Source organism: Psychrobacter piscatorii (genome assembly GCF_043641605.1).
GTDB lineage: Bacteria > Pseudomonadota > Gammaproteobacteria > Pseudomonadales > Moraxellaceae > Psychrobacter > Psychrobacter piscatorii_C.
Genome location: NZ_JBHZRK010000005.1, coordinates 170,838 through 196,196 on the forward strand (window position 1 = coordinate 170,838; position 25,359 = coordinate 196,196).

Genomic DNA, 25,359 nt, shown 5'->3' on the forward strand with positions numbered 1-25,359 from the left:
TGGCGATTAACACAAAGGTTAATAACCAAGTGGCTGTCGATAAAGTTTAGAAATCATATAATTATTGTGTTTACTCAATAAAAAAGCTGCGATCATACGCAGCTTTTTTATGACTATCATAGATTATATGGTTAAAAAATATTTACTCAGATTTTGATTTCTTTACCAGTTGACTGCTGTCAGCTTTGACCACTAAAGTTTTAGCAAGCTTGTCATGCCAACCAATATTTTCAGGGCTTTTTGATGCCATGTAATAATGAATGGCAATAATCACAAAACCTAAAAAGCTAGTAAACGAAAACAGTAGATTATAAATAATAAATAACAGTAATGTACGTGTGCCGACAAGCTTAATGAACGAGGGTAGACGATGTGTGGTCTGATCCACAACCCGAATACCAGTGATTACTTTGCCTAGTGATTGACCGCGCATGGTGATAAATACCAGCTGCAGTGCAAACAAGCCAAAAACCATGACTTGTGACATCATGAGCGTGCTACTAGGAAGGCTTTCCATCAATGTCATTGAGTATTGATAAGCAGCATCCATATCTTGAATGTTTTGGAATTTGGTATAGTCCACATCCATTTTGGTCAATGCCATCACTAATGGCAATATGGCCAATACATACAGCAGCCCATTCAATGCAGTCGCCAATACTCGCGACATGATCGGGGCAAGTACTACGTTACCGACGGTTTTATCTTTGTCTGTGGCAGCCTTCTTAATAGTCGGCTTGCTTAATGATACATTGTTGTGCGGCGTCTGATGACGGTTGGTTGTCATATCGGCCTTCACATTTTTAGAACGTTCAGGCTTGCCATATAGTCTATCTAATGATACTGAGTTATTATCTTTAGCATTGCTGGTCGTCTCCTCAGGGAAGACGGTCACATTATTGATAATAGAATCATTCACATCAGGGGTGGTAGCACCAGTCGGTCGATAAACCGTTTGATTATTGGTCACATTTCCTACGCGCTGCCATTGATCTAAGCCTTCATGCCAGATTAAATCATCCAGCAATACTTCGCCTGATGCCAGCATAATATTGAGCTGTTCCAAATTGTATGGACCAGCTTGTACGTTATTTCGAGCAAGGAAAATCTGCATAATTGCCTGCATAGTTAGTCATGTCTTAAGACATTATATTAGGGTCTATTTGAAAAAATCAAATAGACCCTAATAGTCGTATCTTTAATGACTGTGTGAGTTACCGCTTCGACTGAACGTAACGGTTTACTTTGCTTCTTCACCAGCTAGGAAGAACCAAGTATCTAGCACAGAATCAGGGTTCAATGATACCGAGCTGATACCTTGCTCCATTAGCCAGAACGCTAGATCTGGATGGTCTGATGGGCCCTGACCACAGATGCCAACATATTTGTTTTGCTTACGGCAAGCGTCGATAGCCATCGTCAATAATTTCTTAACAGCAGGGTCACGCTCATCAAATAGATGTGAGACGATACCTGAGTCACGATCAAGACCAAGCGTCAACTGAGTCAAATCGTTAGAGCCGATTGAGAAACCATCGAAGTACTCTAGGAACTCTTCTGCTAATAGCGCGTTGGTTGGTAGCTCACACATCATGATGATGCGTAGACCATTTTCACCGCGTTTTAGACCGTTTTTCTCAAGTAACTCGATTACTTGTGCCGCTTCGCCAGTGGTACGGACGAATGGAATCATAATCTCGACGTTAGTCAAGCCCATCTCATCACGAACACGTTTTAGCGCTTTACATTCAAGCTCAAAACAGTCACGGAAGTTATCAGACACATAACGGCTAGCACCGCGGAAACCAAGCATTGGGTTCTCTTCTGATGGCTCGTATAGCTTACCACCAAGCAAGTTGGCATATTCGTTTGATTTAAAATCTGACATACGAACGATAACTGGCTGATCCATAAATGCAACGGCTAGGGTTGAGATACCTTCAACCAATTTATCAACATAAAAGTCAACAGGTGAGGCATAGCCTGCGATACGCTCTTGAATGGCTTGCGCTATCTCACGTGGCAAGCTGTTCATGTTTAGCAGCGCTTTTGGATGCACACCGATCATACGGTTGATAATGAACTCTAAACGCGCAAGACCAATCCCTTCATTTGGCATTTGGGTGAATGAGAAGGCGCGATCAGGGTTACCAACGTTCATCATGACTTTAAATGCAAGTTCTGGCATAGACTCAACTGAGTTGGTCTGTACTTCAAAATCAATCTGACTTTCATAAATGAAACCAGTGTCGCCTTCAGCACAAGACGCAGTCACTTCTTGACCGTCAACCAATAGCTCAGTGGCGTTACCACAACCAACGATGGCTGGCACACCTAGCTCACGAGCGATAATGGCTGCGTGACACGTACGACCACCACGGTTGGTGATGATGGCAGAAGCGCGCTTCATGACTGGTTCCCAATCTGGATCAGTCATGTCTGATACAAGAACGTCGCCTTCTTCTACTTTGTCCATCTCGTTTAGGTGAGTAACGATACGGACTTTACCTGAACCGATGCGCTGACCGATTGAACGACCTTCACACAATACTTTTGCGCCAGTGGTGTCGATGACATAACGTTCCATCACGTTGCTGTCTTGGCGACTCTTAACGGTTTCAGGACGTGCCTGAACGATAAAGATTTCACCGCTGTCACCGTCTTTTGCCCATTCGATATCCATCGCGTGGCCATAATGCTGCTCGATCGTGACCGCTTGCTTGGCAAGAGAGGTCAGCTCTTCAGTAGATAAAGAGAATTGCATGCGATCTTGTTTTTCAACATCGACCGTTTTCACTGATTTTGCGGTGCTGCCTTCATCACCATAAACCATTTTCTTGTGCTTGCTGCCTAGGTTACGACGGATAACAGAAGGCTTACCATCGGCTAGCAGACGTTTTGAGATGTAGAATTCATCTGGGTTAACCGCGCCCTGCACAACCATTTCACCTAGGCCATAGCTTGACGTTATGAACACGACTTGATCAAAACCGCTTTCGGTATCTAGCGTGAACATAACACCAGCCGCGCCAGTCTCTGAACGTACCATACGCTGTACGGCAGCAGATAATGCAACGCCTTCGTGCTCAAAACCTTTGTGTACACGGTAAGAGATTGCACGGTCGTTATATAGCGAGGCAAATACTTCTTTAATAGCAATTAGGACGTTATCAATACCGCGAATGTTCAAGAAGGTTTCTTGTTGACCAGCAAATGACGCATCTGGCAAATCTTCGGCAGTCGCAGAAGAACGTACAGCAACAGCGATGTCTTCGCCGCCGCTCATGGTTTCAAATGATTCACGTACTTCTTGCTCAAGATCTTTCGGCAGTTCTTGCTCGATAATCCACGTACGGATTTTTTTACCAGTCGCCGCAAGCTTATTAACATCATTGACGTCCAATGTGTTTAGCTCACTGTTGATTTTTTCTAGTAAACCTGTTTCTGTCAAAAAGCGATTGAATGCATTTGAAGTGGTGGCAAAGCCGCCTGGAACACTAACGCCTAAATCAGAAAGATGGCTGATCATCTCGCCAAGTGAGGCATTCTTGCCACCAACCATTTCGATGTCGTCTTTTCCTAGCTGATCAAGATTGATTACAAGTGCTGTAGATTGCGCTGCCATGATAACTCCAGAAAATAAGGTTATTTAGTAAAGATTATAACGGTGAATTATACCGCCATATTAGGAGGAATTCGAGGGGTTTTACCAAAAAACTTGTTAAAAATACACAAATTGTAGGAATTGCCATATAAATTAAGGCAAGTTTCTAAAGATATTACCTTTAGCAAGATGAAAAAATATCTATAGTAGAGGTGATGATATGTATTAATAACTGCTAACGAGGTTAAAAATAGACATGTCTAAAGCGGATTTATTTGAATTATTCGCAAAACTTCTACCTTTATATACGACATGTGATATTAAAAGCAGATAACTGGCCACAAGTTAGGGGTAATGGGTGAACTTAAAACAGCATGAGTCTCTAAGTGTACACCTGTAACATTGATTTCTATTAGGGTGCTAATATGCGTATAATGTAGCGGATAGATAAGTGATGCATATGGCTATATAAATGTGCAATAGCAGCGCTGCCATCGTTCTATCTTTAAAAGAGATAAGGCAGCCAAAGTTAGATAAATGCTATTAGATCAATACTAAAAATGAAATGAAGATCATTATTGAGTTTTCAACCGAGGTGTCAACGTTATGTACTCAAGCAATCCATCTGAACAAGTTAAGTCCACTATCCAAAATCGTCATGCGCTAAATTTGGACAGCTCACAAGCCATTAGAACGGCATTTTTTATCTCAGATGGTACCGCGATTACGGCTGAGACTCTCGGACGCGCTATTTTAAGTCAGTTTGCCTCGGTCCCTTTTGAGACAAGAGTGTTGCCATACGTCGATAGCCTAGAGCGTGCTGACGATGCCGTGGAGCAAATCAACATGGCGTATCAACGTGATGGGTCGTTGCCATTGGTATTTGATACGATTGTCAATCCAGAGATTCGTGAAAAAATCAATTCAGCACACAGCTGTAATTTGGATATGTACGAAGGGCTGATTGGCCGCGTTGCAGAAGAGACTGGCGTGGAGCCAGATGGTCATTCAGGTCATGCGCATGATGATGTTGATTCTGAGACATACAAAGAGCGTATCGATGCAGTCCATTTCGCCTTAGACAACGATGATGGCGCGCGTACTCGTCACTATAATGCAGCAGATATTATCTTAGTGGGTGTGTCACGCTCTGGTAAGACGCCGACTTCTCTATACTTAGCATTACAATTCGGTATCCGAGCGGCTAACTACCCTTTGACCGAAGATGATCTATATGACAATCAACTACCAAAAGCGCTGCGTGACCATAAAGACAAACTGTTTGGTTTACTCATTGATACCGATCGCTTGGTAAAAATCCGTCAAGAGCGCCGTGCAGGCAGTCGTTACTCAAGTTATCAGCAATGTCAGCAAGAGCAGCGTGCGATACAGGGAATTTATATCACTCACGGTATCCCAAGTTTGGATGTATCAGAGATGTCTGTTGAAGAGATTGCGACGCGTATCTTACAAATGACAGGTCTTAAACGCCGCATTGGGTAATGAATGTCAGCTTAAGCAGTATCTGTTCAATCAGTATCAATAAGTGCGCAAGAAACACTAATAAACATATGTCATTTCATCCTAGATAATTATCATATAGAGAGTACTATGATTTCAGCCTATCAATCTATAAAGCCATCGTTGTTAATGGCAGGTTTAATCAGTGCAGCGACTTTACTGAGTGCTTGCCAAACGTCACCATTTGCAAAGGATCCAGTACCTGAGCCACGTTATATTCCAAGTATCGTATTGGGAGAAGCGCAGACATTAACGATTATGCCGAACCGTGTTGCCTGTGCTTCGACTTTGCCAATGCAGTGTTTACTTGCTAAGGCTAAAGACGGCAGTGTGTTTCAAATTCCTTACGATTGGATCGATGATTTTACGCCAAGCCTTGGCACAGAGTACGTAATCAGTGCTCGTCCACAAGTTGATGAAGGACAGCAGAGTGTTACTGGACATTGGACATTGCAAAAAATATTGTCACAACGTATGGTAGGCATGCCTTAGTGTTATGACCTTGACATATCTGTGTAGTGGTTCATTCACACTTTAAATACCCGATCTTTAAATATATAAAGAGGACATGATGGTAAGTAAGAATATAAGTGACGCAACCAATGATACTGGTAAAGACGTCCATACTGAAGTATCGAATAAATCTAATGGCCGTTCACCCAATCCTGAACATACTGAAGGTAAAGACACAAAACAGAAAATCGAGCAGACTCATGAGCAGGTCACTGAAGATATCATGCATCATCCTGACCTCATCAACCCGCTTGATGACACTCGTATTGATATCAAATCTGGATTTACCAAAGATTCTCGTCGACTAAAAAGTGACGATCACGAGTATGAGTATGATGCGGTTGTTTTAGGGGCGGGCCCTGCTGGTGAAGCCGCTGCCATGAAGCTGACCAAATCTGGTAAAAGAGTGGTGGTCGTTGATCCGCGAGATCAGGTAGGTGGTAACTCTACTCACGTAGGTACCATTCCAAGTAAAGCATTGCGCCAATCTGTATTTAACTTGATTAACTTTCGTCGCGACCCGATGTTTACCAAAGCGATGGAGTATAAGCAAGTTCCGCTAAATGAAGTATTGGCTAAGGCGCGTCAAGTTATCCGTCGTCAAGTCAGTACGCATACCCGCTTTTATGAGCGCAACCGTATCGAAGTGATTCAAGGTTGGGCAAGTTTCATTGACGCTCATACGCTGCGCATTGAAGTCGACGACAATGTCTACGAAACGATTACCTTTAATAAAGCGATCATCACTGTTGGTAGTCGTCCTTACCGTCCGGATATTCTAGACTTCGATCATCCACGCGTTTTTGACTCTGACAAAATCTTGCAAATGGATTATGTGGTCAAAAAAATCATCATTTATGGTGCAGGGGTGATTGGGTGTGAGTATGCGTCTATCTTTACTGGTCTTGGCTACAAGGTCGATCTAATCAACAACCAAGACCAGTTGCTCAACTATTTAGACAGCGAAATCAGTGATGCTATCGCGCATGACTTTAGACAGTTCGGTGTGCTTATCCGTAGTAATGAAGAGATTGATCATCTTGAGACCCATGATGACTATGTGGTGCTCCACCTAAAGAGTGGCAAGCGCATCAAATCTGATGCCATTCTTTGGTCAAATGGTCGCTCAGGTAACACCGAAGGCTTAAACTTAGAAGCCATTGGGCTAAAAGCAAACGGCCGTGGTCAGTTAAAAGTAGATGACACTTACTGTACGGACGTCGAAAATATTTATGCTGCTGGTGATGTCATCGGTTGGCCGTCTTTAGCCTCAGCTGCTTACGATCAAGGTCGCTGTGCTGCTGCCTTTATGGTTGGTGATAGTGATGCCGAGCCAGTATCTAGTGTACCGACTGGTATCTATACCATTCCTGAAATCTCTTGTATCGGTAAAACAGAGCAGGAGCTAACAGATGAAAAAGTCCCATATGAAGTGGGTCAAGCGTTCTTTAAACATCTGGCACGTGCACAGATCATTGGTGAACGCTCGGGCGTATTAAAAATATTGTTCCATCGTGATACGCTGGAGATTTTAGGTATTCATTGCTACGGGAACCATGCATCAGAGATTATTCATATTGGTCAAGCAGTGATGAAGTGTAAAAGCAACAATACGCTTGAGTATTTTGTAAATACGACTTTTAACTATCCAACGATGGCAGAAGCATACCGTGTGGCAGCATTGAATGGTTTGAACCGAGTGTTTTAAACCACCGCTACTTATATCGTATAAATAAAAAAGCGCCTACTAACATTAGCAGGCGCTTTTTTATGCTCATAGATTTAATTCATTTGAAGATTTATAAGTAGGCTCTTTTTTGCGGAATACGCTTGCGTAAAAATAGCAATAAAACAAAATAGAGCAACCACAATCCTGCCAATGCATAAAACCCTATAGCGACTTGAGAGAGGCTTGCACCCATTTGGTTAAGCTGCACAGAGGTGTTGATCGCAGGCGTAGTTGGTACGAGCCAGCGTATTATTTGTAATATTTGAGGCAACTGGTCGGCTGGCCATGGATAGCCACTTAAGAAAAATATCGGTAGTGAAATAAAGATTAAGATCTGCATACTGCGCTCACGCTGCCGGAACCATAGCCCAAGTACGCAGCCGAGCGTTGCGACTGTCGGACAAAACAGTGCTAAAAACAATAGCGTTCCGAGCATATTTTGCCCACGTGGATAATGATGCAGCTCAAAAGTCCAGCCATAATAAAAACAGCCAATGATAAAGCTTAGCGTGCTCAGCGCTGTGATACGTCCGAGCCAACCGCGTACACTTGCAGTATGACGGCGCTGTTCATACCATGTGCCAATCAGCATGGCGGTCGCCATCAACAGTGTCTGTTGTAAGATAATGACTGAGACGGCTGGCACGACGTAGGCACCGTAGCCCTCAGTTTGATTATAAAGTGGCATGATTTGTAGCGGTACCGCTTGAGCGCTCTGTGCTGCGGTGGGTGCATAAGCGCCTTTCGCGATATTCTTCTTTACCTTGATTCCCGCTGATACGGTACCAACTGCTTTAGAGAATCCCAGTTGGACGTTCTTATTTAAAATAAAGTAGCCGCCATTGCCGAGGACACTGACATACGCTTGCTGCCCTGACATGACTTGTTCTTCAAGGCCACTTGGAATCACCATATAACCTGCAATTTGATCGGACCATATGGCTTCTTTGGCCGCTTGTTCATTGATAAAGTGCTCAGTATCTATATATGGACTGGCACTTGCATAACGGGCGAGCGTGCGTGACAAGTTACTATTGTCATAATCAACAATACCCACTGGTACATGGTTGACCACTTCAGTTGAGTAGGGCCAAGGATAAAAGAACCCATAGATAATCGGGGCAATAATCAACATCAAAAGTACGCCTTTATCCCCAAAAACGTCTTTGAAAGTTTGAATAAAGCTTGTCCAAAATGTTTGAGATGCTGGAGCGATGGCTGATTGAGGCTCTTTGCGCTTGAGCTTTGATTGTGCGGACATTAGCGTGCTCCCCAACGTTCAGGATGCGCCAATGCGCGTTTGGTTAATAAGGCTGCAAGTAGCATGGCTATCATGGTAGCAACCGCTAAACCATAGACAATGGGTAGAGATATAGCAAGCGGCGCTTGCATTTGTAACTGGGCAATATGCAGCTTGAGGTAATGTGTCAGCGGCAATGCATTCGACCAGTATTGCGCGCTATCACTAATCGCAATATAAGGAAAGGTCACACCAGCGAAGGCATAAGAAGGCGCTGAAATAAAACCAGTGGTTGATAAACCCATACGCAGTGAAAAGGAGTTCAAAGTAAAGATAGCACCAAGCCAGAATGACAGGATCATCAAACATAACAGGCCGATATATACTGCGATGATTGACCCAATGCTTATATCTTGGTTCGACGTTACAAGCCACAACACCAAAGCCGACCATAAGCTATAGGCCAATATCGGCCAAAAATACTTGCCTAATAGGCCAGATAACAACACTGATATGCTGACCGAATTGGGCATTTTTGGGTCTGATGATAGTGCAGTGTTATTATTACTATTTTGTGTGGTCTTTAACGCAGCTGCTTTTTTAGAAGATTTAAGCAAGGTTAAGTCAGGCGTACCTGTACTGATAAAGTGATACCAGCGACCAATATTTTTATCGCGCAGCTCGCGACCAATGGTAGTTGCCCCGACGACCATCGCTAATATATGTAGCAGTGCAGGTATGACGGTCGATGCCAAAAACTGCTGATAATTGGTTGCAGCATTGAACAAACTAATACGCTGGATACTGATAGGCGAGTAAGCAGTCATGGCTTGCGACGGCCCTACGCCTTGCTTTATCAATCTTTTGATCTCTACGCCTGCGGACAATGTGCTAGCGACTGCTTGGACAGCCGTTTGAATGATGCCAGAGTGTGTACCGTACTGGGCGTTTACTTGTAGGACTAAAGGGGCAGGCTTGTTAGATAAAATATTACGCGAAAAGTCCTCAGGAATGATGACAACCGCGTAAATATCGCGTTGCAAGATCGCAGCCTCTGCATCCGCTGGTGAATAATAAAGCTGTCTAACCGTAAGCGTAGGACTGGCTTCTAAGTAACGTACGGTAGTATTGGCGACAGCACTATTGTCCTGATCGATCACCCCAATGGGTAAATCGGTAATCTGAGTCTGTGAAAATATCCACCAAATCAGTAGCACTGTGGCTAGTGGTATCCATACCACCATGCTTAAGTCCCAATGGTTTTTGGCTAAAAAACGGCGCTCGTAAGCGGCGCTACGTAAAAAAGCCTCACTTAACTTAGTCAAGTGCATGGCTTACTCTTGGTTCTGATTGATAGGATTAATATGCACGACTACACTCATTCCTGAGCGAATGCGAGTATCGGGCGTGGATGGTCGTGCTTTAACCTCAAAGGTACGCACATCAAAACCATCATCATTGTTGGTCGGTCGCCAAGTGGCAAAATCAGATAAGGTCGATGTCGCATAAACAGTAAACTGCTTGCTATAAGGCTTATCTGCTGATGATAATGCGGGAATAGTACCTGTAAATGTCTGACCGATAGCGAACTGGTTTAAATACGACTCAGTGACATTGAGCACTACCCATTGGTCATTGGTATCTACCAACGTGAGCAAAGGAACGCCTTGACCGATGACTTCTCCAGCACTAACGATGACATTGTCCACAATACCAGCGATAGGGCTCTTTAGATTGGCCTCTTCTTTTGCTACCAGTGCCTCATCTAGCTGGGCATCGACTTGTGCGACTTGAGCGGTAGCCGCTGATTTGTCTTCACTACGAGCGCCTTCTAATGCCAAATCGTATTGTAGGCGTGCAGCTTCAGTTTGATCTTGAGTAGCAAGATATTGCGCGTAAGCCTCGTCGCGTTTTTGCCGTGCCATTAATCCTTCTTCATACAGACGATTGACACGCTGATAGGTATTTTCTGCCAAATCAGACGCGGCTTTATTGGCTTGCCAAGCGGCTTTGGCTTGAGCGATCTCTTGCGGGCGTGCCCCGTTTTCTGCTTTGTCCAATTGGCTTTGTGCGATTTGCTTGCCAGCACGTGCTTGGTTGATCTTGGCATTAATCTCAGGCGAATCCATTTCGATGAGTTGTTGACCCACCGTAACCGTATCACCTTCTGTCACCATAATGTTAGCAATGCGACCTGCTACCTTTGCAGCGATAGAGGTTTGCTGCATCTGCATTTGACCTTGGAGGGTGATGACTTCTGGTTCATTATGCTGATTGCTTTTATAGAGACCGTACGCAATTGCGCCAAGAACACCTAATACAAACAGTACGAGCAATATCTTTTTTATACGAGCAGATTTATCAGCTTTTGCGTTACCACGACTATAAGCGGGTACAGATTGCTCTGGAACGTCAGACCCACTAGATACATTTTCTACTGGATCGACGGAGGCTTTTGCATCTCGAGAGGTCACTGACTCGGTTGAATCAACTGATTTATTTGAGTTGTCTGATTCGTTTGGAAATTCAGTCATGACGGTGTGATTCCTAAAGCAGCAAAGTTGAGAACAAAGGATTTATGATTAGTACACTCGAACAGCATAAGGTTTGGCATTGTCTATGGCTTCAGAATTAAAAATCGCACCAAAAGCGACGATAAAGGCTGAATAATACAGCCAAAGCATAATGACCACCGCCGCTGACAGCGCCCCAAATTCAGCACTATAGTTGTTGAAGTTTTGCACATAAATAGAAAACAGTACGGACAATATAATCCAAAGAATGGTCGCGAGCGTTGCTCCTGGAACCAGTTTTTTTAGTGCAACGGCATCGCGATTTGGTGCTAGGCGATAGAGACTTAAAAAGCTTAAAAAGATAATACCCGCCAATACAGGCCATCTGGCCCACAGTGCAACCGTTTCAGCCACTTGAGGAAAAGGGAAATAATTCGCTGCTACAGGGATGATAGCAATAGAAGACACCGCTATCATCAAGACGACTACTGCACCAAAGGTTAGGCTCACTGCTCGAATCGTGCCTTGTATAAAGCTGCGCTCTTGGGTGATATGAAAAGCGAGATTGACAAGGGCAATTAAAGATTTGATGCCTTTGGAGCCAGCATAAAGGGCAAGTAAGGTCGATATGATCAGACTAAACGTCAGTGTGGATTTGGTATTAGAGACCAACTCACTTAGGCGCGAATTGAGGACTTCATATACTGTGTCAGGTATAAACGGACGCAAAATGGAGATATGCTCCTGCATCTCAACGGGTGAAAATACGAGACCATAAATCAGCACAAATACCGCCATTGCTGGAAAGATGGATAAAAAACCAAAAAATCCGACACTGGCGCAATGTGCCCAAACGTTAGTGGTATTCGCAATAGGCCACGTTTTTAGCAAAGTTTGTAGCCAGTTATTTATCGATTTGGACGTTGGTTTTTTCATAAAACAATGATTCACTATAGTAATAGTATGGTTTATTGAGCGTTATTTTTTGATAGCGTCATGCTGATTTGGTATATATCTTCGCTCATTAGCCTTATAACACTTAAAAATTGAAACGACGACATAGCGCTTATTCGTATACTTTATAAGCTTTCATATATAATCATCATTCAGTGTACAAAGTCGGCAGTTGGATATCAGCGGCATTAAGATAAGCGTTAAAAGCAAGCGGCGTACCGCAGCTTTGCATGAGTGCGGCCAATGACTGTACATAACTGTTGGCAGCTTGCGCTTGCTCAGTACGTGCTTTAAGCGATTGCGTTTGTGCTTGTACCACATCGACTGTGGTATTCACGCCTTCTTGTAGTCCTAAGCGGCGCAATCTTAAAACTTCTGCAGCCAAATCAACGTTACTTTGTAGCGCTTGATAGCGTGATTGAGCATTATTAACATCGTGCCAGTTTTTTTCTACCAGCAGTAGCAGGTTGTCGCTGACTTCAATTTCAGAAAGATCTGCCTGACGTATTTGAGCATTGCTTGATGCCAATGATGCGGTTTTATCAAGTCCGCCCCATAGCTTCCAACTGGCAGAGATACCAGCGACCCAGCTTGGGTCTTTTTCGAGCTGACCATAACCATATAGCAAGACGGTCGGCTTGTAGCCAGTATCTGATAATGCATGCAACTGCTGAGCCTGCGCGCGTTTGGCGGCGACCTTTTGTAATCCTGGATGATTATTCAGTGCCAAATCCTGAAAATAGCTGACATCCGGTAGGGGTCGGCTAGAGACAAATAATGGCGTCGTCGGTTTAATACGATAATCAGTACGTAGCAATCGCTGTAGCGCAATCATAGCTAAGCGAGCGTCATTATTGGCATTGACGGATTCGCTTTTGGCATCGGCAAGCGCAGACTGTGCTTCTAGTCTATCGACGCGCGAAATAAAGCCTTCTTCAAACAAGCGTTCTGCCATATGATCCGTTTGCTGCAAGGTATCGTAAGCATCCTCACGTAAGTAAGCAGCAATGATCGCCAATTGGGCCTTAAAATACCGTTCAATTAACGTATTATAGAGCTCGTTTTTATCAAGGATGCTATCAGCGACCGTTTCTTGGGTGCGTGCATCTGAGGCGCCAGTCAATGCATCCGTACGCCCAGCGGTATAAATAGGCCAGACCACACCAAGACCTGCGCCTGATGTAGAGCCTGAGCGCTTAACATTATAAGAGTCTGGAATTCGCTCACCGACCAACTCCCCAAAGTTTGGTAAATCTGGCAGATCTGCAATCGGAGGAACCGCGTTATCGACAGTATTATTTACTTCGTTGACGATACCGTTTCTAAGAGACGATAGATCTATATCCTCATCAAGATGGTAAGCACTGGCAGAGACGCGCGCAAATACGAGAGGATTGTCAATGGTTCTGAGGGCGTCAGTTTGGTATTCGCTAGCAGCGATGGCTGCTTGATTGGCCGCCATTTTGGGCGAGACTTGAACCAAAAGCTTTTGCGCTTGTTCTAGGCTTAAGAAGCTAGAGACTTCTAATGGATAGCTATTATCCACGGCTTTGTGTGTGATTGGATCGATAAGGGTGTTTAATGCGCTGTGCTCAGCATGAGTCTCTGCTAATGTATGACTAGGTACTATTGCTGTCTGAGCTGTCTGATTATTAATTTGACCATCGGCATCTACAATTTTTGTCACAGTCACCGGTGTCATGTCATTTGGTGATTCTATATTATCTGAGCCCGTGCTCGCATAAGTCACTATAGGGCCGCTCATGAGTGCAACTGTCATCATAGCAGTCGGTAGCGCTGATAAAGTGAATTTCATAAGTCACATAAGCCATTAATTAGAATGTAAGGTATTATAAAATAACGGACAGCATCAATAGATTTTATCGCTCAGAATATAAAGCGGTCATACTATTATAAACGATTTGCTAGTAAGCGAATAAATGATGCTGAAATAAAATATTTGTACTGAAATATCAAAATGCTCGCTAATACGAAAGCGCTAAAAACGTATCATTCAAAATAAGGCGTACACTGTAGAGCCACAATGGTGACGGGTCAATGCTCAGTATTCTGCTATTCTCTATTGTGTCATCCCTAGCGGTATGATAGAGGTTTGAGCTGTTTTTTAAATATTCGTTTATAAGTAACATCATAGCTTAGAGTTAAATAATTTAAACCACCGTACTTTTATTTTTATCATTAAATAATTTGGCCAATCATTTATAAAATATACAGTGATTGATTAACAGCAAACAATGAATAGCCACTGGTTTTCATCAAATAGAACCAACAATATCAGTAGAGGGTATGCGTAATGGCAGGATATATTTTGGCGTTAGATCAAGGGACAACATCGAGTCGAGCGATATTATACGATGATCATGCACGCCCTATTAAGATGGCACAACAGCCAACGACGCTCCAAACGCCAAAAGCGGGATTTGTTGAGCAAGACGCACAGCAAATCTGGCAAACTCAGATCAGCTGTGCGCATGATGTGATCAATCAGGCAGGATTGCTTGCGACTGATGTCACTAGTATCGCGATTACCAATCAACGCGAGTCTATTGTCATGTGGGACAAGCAAACAGGCAAACCGCTCGCACCCGCTATTATTTGGCAAGACAGACGCACAGCAAACTATTGCAAGACACTCGCTGCTGAAAGCGCCGATAACAGCATGAATAAAAGTGCCAATCATAATGATCTCAACAATGACCTTCAATATGATATGGCAGAGGAAGTACAACGCATCACAGGTCTGCGCTTAGATCCGTACTTCAGTGCCAGTAAAATTGCTTGGCTGCTCGAAAATAATCCCAAACTCAGCGTACGTGCCAGTAAAGGTGAGGTTGCCGTTGGCACCATTGATAGCTGGCTGATTTATAAGTTAACCGGCGGCGAGCACGTCATCGACGTGACCAATGCTTCTCGTACTTTGCTATTTGATATTCATAAATTGGCTTGGTCAGAGACGCTTTGCGATCGATTTGCCATTCCTATGAATATATTGCCTAAGGTACTACCATCTGACGGTGATTTTGGCAAAACCAAAAAAGGCCTATTCGCAAAGCAAATACCCATTCAAGCGGTGCTCGGCGATCAGCAAGCCGCGCTTTTTGGGCAAGGTTGTCTCGATGCTGGTATGGCCAAAAATACCTATGGTACGGGCTGTTTTATGCTGATGAACATTGGTCAGCAGCCAAAACTGAGTGAGCACAAGCTGCTAACCACCATCGCATGGCAGCGAAAAATATCGCCAACTCGTCCAGACAATTTATCATTTGATCAAATCGTACAGTCAGGCAAGCGAATGCTACAGCCACCCAAAAAGGAAGTTACCTATGCTTTGGAGGGTAGCGTTTTTATGGCAGGAGCTATCGTCCAATGGTTACGTGACAATTTGGGTATGATTCAACAAAGTAGCGATGTTGAAGATTTAGCTCGCCAAGTAGACAGTAGCGAAGATGTGGTGCTATTACCTGCTTTTACTGGATTAGGTGCGCCTTACTGGCGTTCCGATATCAGTGCCAGCATCACTGGTATGAGCCGCGGTACTACCAAAGCCCATATTGCCCGTGCAGCATTAGAAGCGGTAGCCTATCAGACGTATGATGTGCTCATCGCCATGCAAAAAGACAGCCCTCATCCCCTGACTGAGCTGAGAGTAGATGGCGGCGCGGCAAACAACGATTTGCTGATGCAGTTTCAGGCCGATCTGTTAGATGTTCCTGTGCTGCGTCCAAGAGACACAGAAATCACAGCAAAGGGTGCGGCGTTACTCGCAGGTCTAAAAACTGGGTTATACGATGAGTCAACTATGAAAGCATCATGGCAAGTGGATCGTACTTTTGAGCCAAGCATGTCGATTGATGCGCGTGAGGAACATCTTGATAAATGGCAACGTGCCATTGCAAGGTCATTAATGCAGATATAGGGTTGATTTTGATAGTGAATTTATCGATACTAAGCTCTTATAATTACCCAAAGTATGAGCGCACCGTACATGGACGTCATAAAGATACAGGCTGTAACGCAATGCAATCGCAATACGGACACAGTTTACATAATCAGGCTATCTGTCTCTACCTATAAATTTCTATACTTCAGTTGGATTTAGCAAGACTGCTAATCTTTTAGCAAATAAATAATTCAATAAATAATAAATAATTTAGGGATAATACTATGAGTAACCATGACGCTATCGATCGCAGTGAAGTAAAAAACATGTCTAAAGAGACAAAAGAAGATTTGAATGCAGACATTATCACGGGTGAGCCAGGCTCACATCCAGTAGGTACAGGTATTGGCGGTGTAGGCGGTGCAGCAGCAGGTGCAGCCATTGGTACAATGGCAGGTCCATTAGGCACACTAATTGGTGGTGCTATTGGTGCTATCGTTGGTGGCGGCGCAGGTCATGCAGCAGCCGAAGCCATTGATCCAACACATGAAGAAGCTTACTGGCGTGCAGAGTATGCAAACGCTGATTATCATAGAGAAGATTATGACTTTGATCGCGATATGCACCCAGCGTATGCGGTAGGCTATGCAAACCGCGCTCGCTATCCAGTAGATGCACGTTTTGAAGATCATGAAGCCGACTTAGAGCGTTCATGGCATGAAGTGAAGGGTGATTCTCGTTTGGCATGGGATGAAGCGCGTCTAGCATCACGTGACGCATGGCATCGTGTATCGTAGTACGTGTTTTACAAAAAAGTTAAATGTTAAAAATATTTAAGAATATGACTACTGTTTACTCAATGACTTTAATAGATAGCCAGTTTGATAGGCGAGCGGTCTCTTAAAAAAGCTGACAAGAGATTACTATTTCGTTGCTGAAAATAGATTGATTGTACGATTGGTTCTATTAATGACTTTGACCAGCAGTATTTATGTTACTTTAAAACTTCCAAAGTCAACCTTTGGAAGTTTTTTTTGGCATAAAATTTGCTATGAATCTATATGTATGAATATAATATAATATAAGAAAAACAAGAATGACAGGGGACTTATGACTAATAATGACGGTAGTAAACAGTTTTATATTGCCACAGCTAATTTATTGAACTTTGCTAACCCTAATCGCATTTATTATGAGAATGCCCCAGCTTACGATAATAAAGCTTATGAGCATAAGCTACGTGGTCTGACAGATCTGCTGGCTAAAGCACACGCTGATATCATTGCCGTACAAGAAGTATGGGATAGCAATGCACTAGAAGCACTAGCTGTCTCACTAGGATTTGAACCAGAACAGGTGGTCATTCCGCTTGCAAGCAATGACACTGCAAGCCCATATACTCAAGGTAGAGGCGCACAGAATACACCAGCCGTTGGTATTATTAGTCGATTTGAGCAGTTAGAGACGACCTTATTAGAAGAGATTGCACCAAAAGCTGTGATTGACATCCCTGATATCGGACCTCATAAGCATTTTAATCGTCCACCTTTGATATTGCGTGTTGACGCATATGGTCAACCAATAACGATCATCACGGCGCATCTAAAAAGTAAACGTGCGTTTTTCTTACGTGACGAAAATGGTCACCTATTAGAAGACATGGATGATCCAAATATCCGTATTCGTGCCAAGCTTCGCAGTTTGTGCATGCGTGCTGCAGAGGCAGCATCTATTCGTATGTCGATTATGGAACGTTTGCATAACACGCGTGAGCCATTGATACTGCTTGGCGACATGAATGATGTGACTGGTAGCGTAACGACCCAGCTGATGACTGAGACTGGCGAAGTTAATTATGATAAAAGTATGCGTGATGTCGCACTTTTTGACGCCGCTCGTATTCAAGCTCGCTATGGTTGGATGAAAGATGTGGCTTACACCCATATTCATCAAGGTATGCCAGAAGTGATCGATCAGTTGTTTGTCTCAGAAGAGTTCTTACCTGATAGTAAGTTTTCGCTCGGTCAGGTTGAAAGAGTTGATTATTTCAATGACCATCTTAAGTGGGATTATTCAGATAGGGTAACTGATCATGGTATTATAAGAGCGAAAATTAAACTGAATGATTAACTTCATAAAATTAGATAGTTAACTCTAGTAGAGTGTTAATCGATACATTAACTTTTAACCCATTCATGTCCCTTGCTTGATAGTGTACAAGCGTTTATGATGCCTCCTCATTGAGGTTAGTAGCGATAATATTGGCTTTGTATTGCAGTCAATAACTCGTAATCCGGTCATTTAGGATGAATACTATTCGATGAAGATTATATTTATAAAATAGGGCGTAACATTAAGAGACTTATAATGAGTGATAACAAAGACGAAAAAATTGAAGATGTGTTGGTAGACTCGGAATTGGCAAAAAAACTTGTACCAAACAAGTTTAAATTTACCAGTCAGCAGGGCCGCGCACGTCGTCAAAAACTTTTGGCTGGTGCCAAAAAATTGAGCGAAACACAAGCCATCAATGATATTACTTTGGCGGCTGTGTGTGAAGAAGCAGGAATACCAAGAGCTTCTGCTTATCATTTCTTTCCTAACATTGAAGCAATATTTTTAGCATTGCGCTTTTTGAATGCGATTGAAATATTAGAGATGGTAGAAACCGTTGATATCGGTAACTACGATAGATGGCAAGGATATCTAACCGCGCTGATTGATCAGTGCGTGACGATATTCCACAACGATGAGACCAAAGCCAAACTCATCTATGACACCAATACGCCTGATTTTGAAGGTGATGAATTTGGTGAAGATATGGACCATCAAATTGTTGACTTGGTCTATAAGCGTTTATCAGAACGTTATGAGATGCCAAATTTTGAGGATATCCAAAACACGTTATTGATTGCTTATAGCATTGTTAATGCGATATTTACCTTGTCTTATCGTCGTCATCAGAATATCACTGAAGACTATATTCAAGAAGCAAATACGGCATTTATCGCGTACTTACGCTGCTATCTACCAGAAAAACTACCACGTAAAAACCGCTAATTTTATCTATAGTAGACACAAAAAAGCCGACAAATCTGTCGGCTTTTTTACCTCTGTCATTTAGTAAGGCGCTTTAATTATCTGGCGTTAGATCTTGTCCGCGGCAGATATCATCACTGGCATCTAAAGGCGCATACTGCTTGTAGTAGCTGACGATAGATTGCTCTAAAGCCACGTTAGTCTGTGAATCATGAGCATTCACGTAAGCTTCGCGTGCTTGCTCAAGCCAGCGATCCGCCATGCGAAAATGCATACCTGATTCACGCCAACCTCGCTTACACTGATTGGTCGCCGCCCAAATTAATGCCACTTCACTAAATGCCATCTCACGTGGCGCTGACTCTATACCGTCGCTGTCTTTTAGCGCACTCAGCGTTGCCCATAGATCAGGCCGCATTAGAGCAGAGGTAGTAGGGATATCTTGCTGTAGTTTGATGTTTTGTGCTGTATTATTTTTTAGTGACTGTAATATATTCTCAGCCATTTCTACTGCTAATGGGCCCTCAGCTGAGCGGCTATTCATACTGTCTTGATGGATCGCATAAGTAAGCCATGCTTGCGCTTTGTAAGCGAGGTACTGCTGACGAGCGGTTTTGTCTTTTTGCTGATAGGGCTGTAGTTGCTCTACCATACAGTTGAGTACACGTTGCTGTGTGCTTTGATATTTATAAGAAGGCGCTTGAGCCTGAATATCATCACGACAATCTACAACACTATTCGTATCAACGATTTGAGCCGTGTTGTTAGCGATGCTATCTTGTGCTGAAGCAAGGGATGCGACACTCAAAAGTAACAGTGCCGAGAGTGCAGTATATACTGGTTGTTTATAAGCAGTGGTTTTAATGGCAGCTTTAAACATGATGCAAACCTTATCTGAAGGTAATGAGTGTGGGTATTTACCATTATTAGGACTGACTCTGTGACTCCTGTCTAATCGCTTATTATATTGCCATTAGACAGGAGTCAAGATGCTATCATTGTCTTACAAGGTAGTCGTGTTAACTTGCGTAGAGTCACTATTTAAACGCTTGTTCTTACGTGGGTCTTCACGCTTGAATAGATTTTCATCAAACTTGAAGCGCAATCTAAAGTAAGCCCCTTCTTGAGTACTGTCGTCGTAGGCGATGTCTTCATCTTCAAAGCCCATAAAATTATAGCCAAGTGACAACCAAAGGTTGGTCAGTGGGCTATAGCCCACTTCAGCACCTAACATATAAGACAGATCATCTGCTTGCTTATTCCAGTAAGTACCCGCTTGCAAACCAACATCCCAACGTTCGCTAATGTCGTAGAGACCGCGACCATAAACGGCATGAGCAGTGTTGTCACTGGTAATGTTGTCTGCTTCATATTCTGTATACTTACCCGCATAGCGACCAGACAAGGTTAAGGCACGCGTTGGATGGTAGTTACCATTCCATGACCAAACGGTCGTGTCTTTTTGATAAGTATCATCACCCGTATTATTGTCATCCAAACGATACTCAAGCTTTGCGAGCATGTCTAGCTGATTGCTGTCGTAATCACGATAAGCGGCGCCAAGTTGGAAACGATTAATCGTGCGATCGCCATCATTATAGTCGATGCGCGAATAGGTATCTTTGGCCAATAAGGTAATCTCATCGGTATAACGATAGGCAATACCTGCGCTACCCAGTAAAGTGTCGCTTGTCTCGCCCCAACGTTTCTCAACACGTCCTGATGCTTTGTAGTTTTCTTTAGCAAGATACTCAACGCCAAAACCTGCTGCAGTGGCGGTGTTGTTCTCTTCGCCTTCTAATGACTCAACGCGCTCAAGCAACGTATTTAGAGTCAGACCTTCTTGTACATACCACTTGTTTTTTAGACCGATAGCGGCTTCCGCTTCACGCGCACTGATCGCGTCACGCATGCGGTATTCGCTATATACTTTACCGTCTTTCATATAACTGGCGTCAAAGCCAACAACAGTACGTTGACGCTCATCAGTATCATCAAGACCATAGCTACCAGACAAGCTATTGATCAAATCATGACGTGCATACAGACGACCCAAGCTACCGATTGGGGTTTCACCACCGATGGACGTGGCATTGCGCGAGCTATTTTCGATATCTTGCTCATACTCTGCAAATACCAAGCTATTATTTAGCTTTGGCAGGCGAGAGGTAATACGGGCACGAACCGTTGTGCCTTCGATATCTTTGTCCGCATCACTAACGCCATTCAACGCTGATTGGTTGATAATGTCATCATTGAACAGCGTGTCATCGGTAACATCTACCACGTCTGTGGCTGCTTGGTTATTGCGTGAGGCAGCAGTAGCATCTTGTTTGTAGTAGCGCACACCGATTTCACCAACGACGTTTTCACTCAAACGTTGCTCGATACTGGCTTGTACGCCTTCACGACTCGCATCAGTAGTATGATCTTTGGTACGTACACCTTCTAATTTTAGCGCTGTTTTTTTGTCGTTGAATGTATGGATGACTTCTACGCCAGACTCCGTACGTCCAGCAGTAAGTGGTGACGCACCAGTGACAAACCCTTCATCTGCATCATTGTAATAAGCCTTGGCACGCGTGTCTTTCTTATTATCAAAATCAAGCTCGACACGTAAAGCATTGCCCTCAACATTGCTATCGTCTAATTCTGTGGTGTTGATCTGGTTACTTGGCTGAAAATTAGGATTCTCAGCTTTGTTCATCGCGTATTCAGCGATCAGCTTTAGCTTGTCGTTGAATCTGATAACGCTATTGACACTAGCAAGCTCTTCTTTGTTCAATGGGTCGTCGCTATTGATATAGCTACCACCGATAGCGACTTTATTAGTCAGTTGCTGTTTGGCAGCGATACCACCAACCAGATAGTCCTCACCACCTTCGTCGACCTCTACTGTGACACGAATGTAGATAGGATTGCCTTCGATATCTTGACTCGCAATCGGTGATTTTAAAAATAAGCTGCGGCTAATCGGGTCTATCTCATAATCAGCAAAACGAGTTAGCGTCTCACGGCTGATGATAAGACCGGGATTGTTGGCATCACGAGTAATAACTTCGACGATTTCAGAGTTTTCTAGTACCGCGTCAAAGTTCTCCGCCAATGGATATGGACCTGAAATACCTAATCCGCGAGTCTCATTAACGCGCTGGCTAGTACTGGTCTCTGCTAGAAATGCAGTCACGCGAGTATTATTATCTTCAAATTGCGCCTTTAGACCAGTCAATGTACGGTTGTATTGACCCAGTTTGATGCCGTCATCATTGTCAATTTGTGTCTTTAGATCGCCGTACATCGCGAATGAGCGGCCTTTGTCTAGACGCACATAGAGCTTACTGGTTGATTGCGCATCAAAGCCCTTAGCCGATGAGTCACCATAGACAGGATAGTATTCGCCAGGCTCGATATCACGGAATAATCGCTCACCTTTTTTGTCACTGTCATAAGCCAGCGTCAGCAAATAGTCGCCACGTACTTTGCCTTTCAAGAACATCGCCGCACGACCAGATGCGGTATAGTCGTCGTTACCAGCAAAATCATTCAGCTCTTGTTCAAAGGCGCCTTGAGCATCAGTGATACTGCTACCGTCAAAGTCTTTGAGCGAAATAGCCCCTTCAACGATACCTACAGCAATGAGTGGACGCAGCTTAGCCGTAAACTGTAATGGAATGATTTGTTTGCTGCTACCCGTATCAATCACCAACTCGCCTTTGCCTGGTGCACTTGGCGCGATGACTGGTATCAATAGCTCACCACCTGATACAGTAACTTGGGTGCCGGCTTGATCTAGGCTACTGTCTTTCAGATTGATACGACCGATATTAGTATCAAGTGTAAGAGAAGTTGTACCGATATAGGGGCGATTGTCGCGATCTTTTAGACTAACGACTATCTGGTATTCGCTAATGCCGTCTGCAGCTACTAGCTGTGCCTGAGTACGATAGTCGATAGATTGCAAGCTATCAGGTGTCAACACTTTAATAGTCTGCTCAGAGATGACTTTGCCGTTGATATCAGTGGCCACACCGCGTAACGTATTACTTCCGCGTTTTAGGTCAACCGCATAATAGTCAAAAGCCGTGACATTCTGCTTTTCTTGCTTAGCAGTTTTACCTATATTTTGCTCTGATACTGCTTTGCCATTGGCGTACAAAGTAAATATTGAGCCAAGTGGTGCTTGTACCTGTACCATCTGCTTGTAAGTACTGAGCTGTTGACCTTCGCTCAAGTTGATAAACGAGACATCGTTATTGACAACTTCTTTTAAATATTCTTCGAGCTCTTTTTCTACTGGAGGTGCAACCGTTGTCACGGCCATGTCTACACGATTGGTCGCATCCCCAAGCATATCGTTGACAATAGCAGAATCACAGTTGTTACCAAGGTCTAGATCACCATTGATATTACAGCCGCTAGCATCGACATTATCAGTCGTGTCGGCATCGTAGTTTGGCTCTAATGTTAGCGCTGTTTTTACCGCTTGCTCTAGCGTATCATTCTTAGCACTCACTGATTTGCTACGAGCGATTAGCTCAGCGTTTAGACGCTCAGTACTATCGCCCATGCCGCCAACGATAGCAAAATCTGCACGATGTAGCTCGCCATATTTCAAGTCGACAAAACGGCTGCCAGCATCACCAGCATTACGGTTACTTTGGGTGACCAGCTCTGTTTCTCTAGGGATCGTCGTGCTATCTACTTTTAGTACGTGTGTTTTGGCACTGACCCCATAAAAGTTGTATTTACCTTCAGGATCAGTAACGATGAAGTTGCCGTTCTCCATATATATACGGACACCAGCAACCCCAAGCTCGCCGTCTTCTTTTTGCTGAATACCATCACGGTTGATGTCGTGATAGACTTTACCAACGATGATACCGTCAGTATTCATGACGCCGCGTTCTACGTCGATTTTCCACTGTGCTTCTCTTGATACTAAACGTTGGCCTTGCTCGTTGTTAGCAACTGCGATTGCGCGGTTGATACCATCACCACCTAGTGATGAAGCACCAACAAGCACACGATAAGTAATTTTTTTACTTTCGCCATTTGCCATATTGCCTAAGTTCAATACCTGATATTTACCGTCAGACTTAAACTCAGTAGTCTGTGTCTGATTGATATCGATATCAGTCGCTGGGCTCACACGCACACTACTATCGACATAATCAAAACCGCGTGGTAATGCATCTTTTAGCTGTACGTCGTAAGCAGTAGCATTGCCATTGTTTGTGATATTGATGGTGTAGCTGACATAATCGCCGAGTTCAGCACTTTTTACGTCACTTTCCTTTGTGACAACTAGAGTTGGATTATCATCGACAATATTGATTTGTGAGCTCAGATCACTGATACGCACGGTGAAGTCAGACGCGTTTGGCAATTCATCAGCACCAATGCCAACCGAAGGGGCGATACAGGCGTCTAAATTGACAGTCAATGTGTCGCTGTTCAACGTCTGGATGAGCTTATCGTTAATAGCATTGGCGTTATTTTGAGTGGCCGCTGATAGCTGATATTTACCCGTGTTATTACCAGTTTCTATAGCTTTAAGTGAATAGCTATCTCCAGTTATCGGCGACGTGATGGTTACCCATACTTGATCAGGCTTGTCAGTTTGTACGTTACATTGCGCATAGCTGGCACTGACATAAACATCATCATTAATTTGTGAAACAGTTTTACTTTCATCAAATTTAGGAGTGGTGAATTTGATACCAGATTCGATAATGACCAAGCTATCGGTCGCACTCACGCTGGCTACTGACGAATCTTCTAACACAACTGCACCAATCTTAATATCAGCAGTATCCCCATCCTGACCATCAGCATCTGATAACGCTTGTACAATAAGCTGAATGTTTTCACTTTGACCAAGCTTGATTTGAGTACTCATGTTATCAAGAATAAGTTGTCTATCGCCACCGTCGACAATACCGTTGCTATTCAGGTCTTGATAAACTTTTAAATTAGATAGAGTTGGCGATACATCAAGCGTCAGCTCAACAGTCTGACTACTATAGCTAGTATTACTAAGAACATTGACCCAATTCACCAGTGTGTTGGGTGCGACAGTACGCACAGGTTGCTGAGTTAAATTAATACCGTATTCAGGTAAGGCCGAGGCTTTGACTTGAACTTGGTTTGAAATGCTATTCTGTTTGATAGAATTGATGTCATAAGAAGCATTAGCAACGTTGTTGATAGTTTGTACGAGAGTGCTCGGCGCAGCAAACGCCATATTTGATTGCATAAGCAACATTGCAGCAGTCAGCGCAGAGATCTTCGCTGTATGCAACGTAATACGATTAGACGGTGTCATTAAAGATTTAGTCATGTGTC

General features: G+C 43.5%; 16 protein-coding genes. 7 read left to right on the top strand and 9 right to left on the bottom strand.

What is annotated here, in order from left to right:
- Nucleotides 1-142: 142 nt before the first annotated feature.
- The gene (locus tag ACHUET_RS06785; RefSeq protein ID WP_394211653.1) at nucleotides 143-1,126 is read right to left on the bottom strand and encodes an RDD family protein; all 984 of its coding nucleotides are present in this window, start codon (nucleotides 1,124-1,126) and stop codon (nucleotides 143-145) included.
- 114 nt (nucleotides 1,127-1,240) lie between these two features.
- Nucleotides 1,241-3,625, bottom strand: coding sequence for a phosphoenolpyruvate synthase (gene ppsA / locus ACHUET_RS06790; protein ID WP_394211655.1), 2,385 nt, complete (start codon nucleotides 3,623-3,625; stop codon nucleotides 1,241-1,243).
- Nucleotides 3,626-4,210: 585 nt separating this feature from the next.
- On the opposite strand from ppsA, the gene ppsR reads away from it, so the two are divergent.
- From ppsR to sthA, 3 genes are all read left to right on the top strand, one after another.
- Entirely contained in the window at nucleotides 4,211-5,107 is an 897-nt protein-coding gene (gene ppsR, locus ACHUET_RS06795; protein ID WP_071001320.1) for a posphoenolpyruvate synthetase regulatory kinase/phosphorylase PpsR, read from the top strand.
- 108 nt (nucleotides 5,108-5,215) lie between these two features.
- The gene (locus ACHUET_RS06800; RefSeq protein ID WP_394211657.1) at nucleotides 5,216-5,617 is read left to right on the top strand and encodes a DUF4377 domain-containing protein; all 402 of its coding nucleotides are present in this window, start codon (nucleotides 5,216-5,218) and stop codon (nucleotides 5,615-5,617) included.
- Nucleotides 5,618-5,696: 79 nt separating this feature from the next.
- Nucleotides 5,697-7,346 (top strand): Si-specific NAD(P)(+) transhydrogenase, encoded by a 1,650-nt coding sequence (gene sthA / locus ACHUET_RS06805; protein WP_394211725.1) that lies wholly within the window; start codon nucleotides 5,697-5,699, stop codon nucleotides 7,344-7,346.
- Between the two features lie 91 nt (nucleotides 7,347-7,437).
- Here the strand turns inward: sthA and ACHUET_RS06810 are convergent, their stop codons facing one another.
- The 5 genes from ACHUET_RS06810 to ACHUET_RS06830 all read right to left on the bottom strand — a co-directional run bounded on the left by ACHUET_RS06810 (nucleotide 7,438) and on the right by ACHUET_RS06830 (nucleotide 13,890).
- Nucleotides 7,438-8,628 (bottom strand): ABC transporter permease, encoded by a 1,191-nt coding sequence (locus ACHUET_RS06810; RefSeq protein WP_394211658.1) that lies wholly within the window; start codon nucleotides 8,626-8,628, stop codon nucleotides 7,438-7,440.
- On the bottom strand, nucleotides 8,628-9,938 hold the full coding sequence (locus tag ACHUET_RS06815; RefSeq protein WP_394211660.1) for an ABC transporter permease: 1,311 nt from the start codon (nucleotides 9,936-9,938) through the stop codon (nucleotides 8,628-8,630). The genes ACHUET_RS06810 and ACHUET_RS06815 overlap by 1 nt, the downstream gene beginning before the upstream one ends.
- Before the next feature lie 3 nt (nucleotides 9,939-9,941).
- The gene (locus ACHUET_RS06820) at nucleotides 9,942-11,141 is read right to left on the bottom strand and encodes an HlyD family secretion protein (protein WP_394211661.1); all 1,200 of its coding nucleotides are present in this window, start codon (nucleotides 11,139-11,141) and stop codon (nucleotides 9,942-9,944) included.
- A gap of 48 nt (nucleotides 11,142-11,189) precedes the next feature.
- The gene (locus ACHUET_RS06825; RefSeq protein WP_238037472.1) at nucleotides 11,190-12,056 is read right to left on the bottom strand and encodes a YihY/virulence factor BrkB family protein; all 867 of its coding nucleotides are present in this window, start codon (nucleotides 12,054-12,056) and stop codon (nucleotides 11,190-11,192) included.
- Between the two features lie 166 nt (nucleotides 12,057-12,222).
- A complete protein-coding gene (locus tag ACHUET_RS06830; protein ID WP_394211663.1) occupies nucleotides 12,223-13,890 on the bottom strand; it encodes a TolC family protein in 1,668 nt (555 codons plus the stop codon).
- 498 nt (nucleotides 13,891-14,388) lie between these two features.
- Between ACHUET_RS06830 and glpK the strand changes: the two genes are divergently transcribed.
- The 4 genes from glpK (at nucleotide 14,389) to ACHUET_RS06850 (ending at nucleotide 19,035) form a co-directional block, all read left to right on the top strand.
- Nucleotides 14,389-16,011 (top strand): glycerol kinase GlpK, encoded by a 1,623-nt coding sequence (glpK, locus tag ACHUET_RS06835; protein WP_394211665.1) that lies wholly within the window; start codon nucleotides 14,389-14,391, stop codon nucleotides 16,009-16,011.
- Nucleotides 16,012-16,259: 248 nt separating this feature from the next.
- Nucleotides 16,260-16,772: a hypothetical protein gene (locus ACHUET_RS06840; protein ID WP_201599679.1), complete on the top strand. Its 513-nt coding sequence runs from the start codon at nucleotides 16,260-16,262 to the stop codon at nucleotides 16,770-16,772.
- A gap of 313 nt (nucleotides 16,773-17,085) precedes the next feature.
- On the top strand, nucleotides 17,086-18,105 hold the full coding sequence (locus ACHUET_RS06845) for an endonuclease/exonuclease/phosphatase family protein (RefSeq protein WP_394211666.1): 1,020 nt from the start codon (nucleotides 17,086-17,088) through the stop codon (nucleotides 18,103-18,105).
- Between the two features lie 237 nt (nucleotides 18,106-18,342).
- Nucleotides 18,343-19,035 carry a TetR/AcrR family transcriptional regulator gene (locus tag ACHUET_RS06850; RefSeq protein WP_058025302.1) on the top strand — a complete coding sequence of 231 codons (693 nt, stop codon included), beginning with the start codon at nucleotides 18,343-18,345 and terminating at the stop codon, nucleotides 19,033-19,035.
- 73 nt (nucleotides 19,036-19,108) lie between these two features.
- Here ACHUET_RS06850 and ACHUET_RS06855 read toward each other — a convergent pair whose 3' ends face one another.
- Both ACHUET_RS06855 and ACHUET_RS06860 read right to left on the bottom strand, forming a co-directional pair.
- The gene (locus tag ACHUET_RS06855; protein WP_394211668.1) at nucleotides 19,109-19,894 is read right to left on the bottom strand and encodes a hypothetical protein; all 786 of its coding nucleotides are present in this window, start codon (nucleotides 19,892-19,894) and stop codon (nucleotides 19,109-19,111) included.
- 123 nt (nucleotides 19,895-20,017) lie between these two features.
- Entirely contained in the window at nucleotides 20,018-25,354 is a 5,337-nt protein-coding gene (locus ACHUET_RS06860) for a hypothetical protein (RefSeq protein WP_394211669.1), read from the bottom strand.
- Nucleotides 25,355-25,359 lie beyond the last annotated feature (5 nt).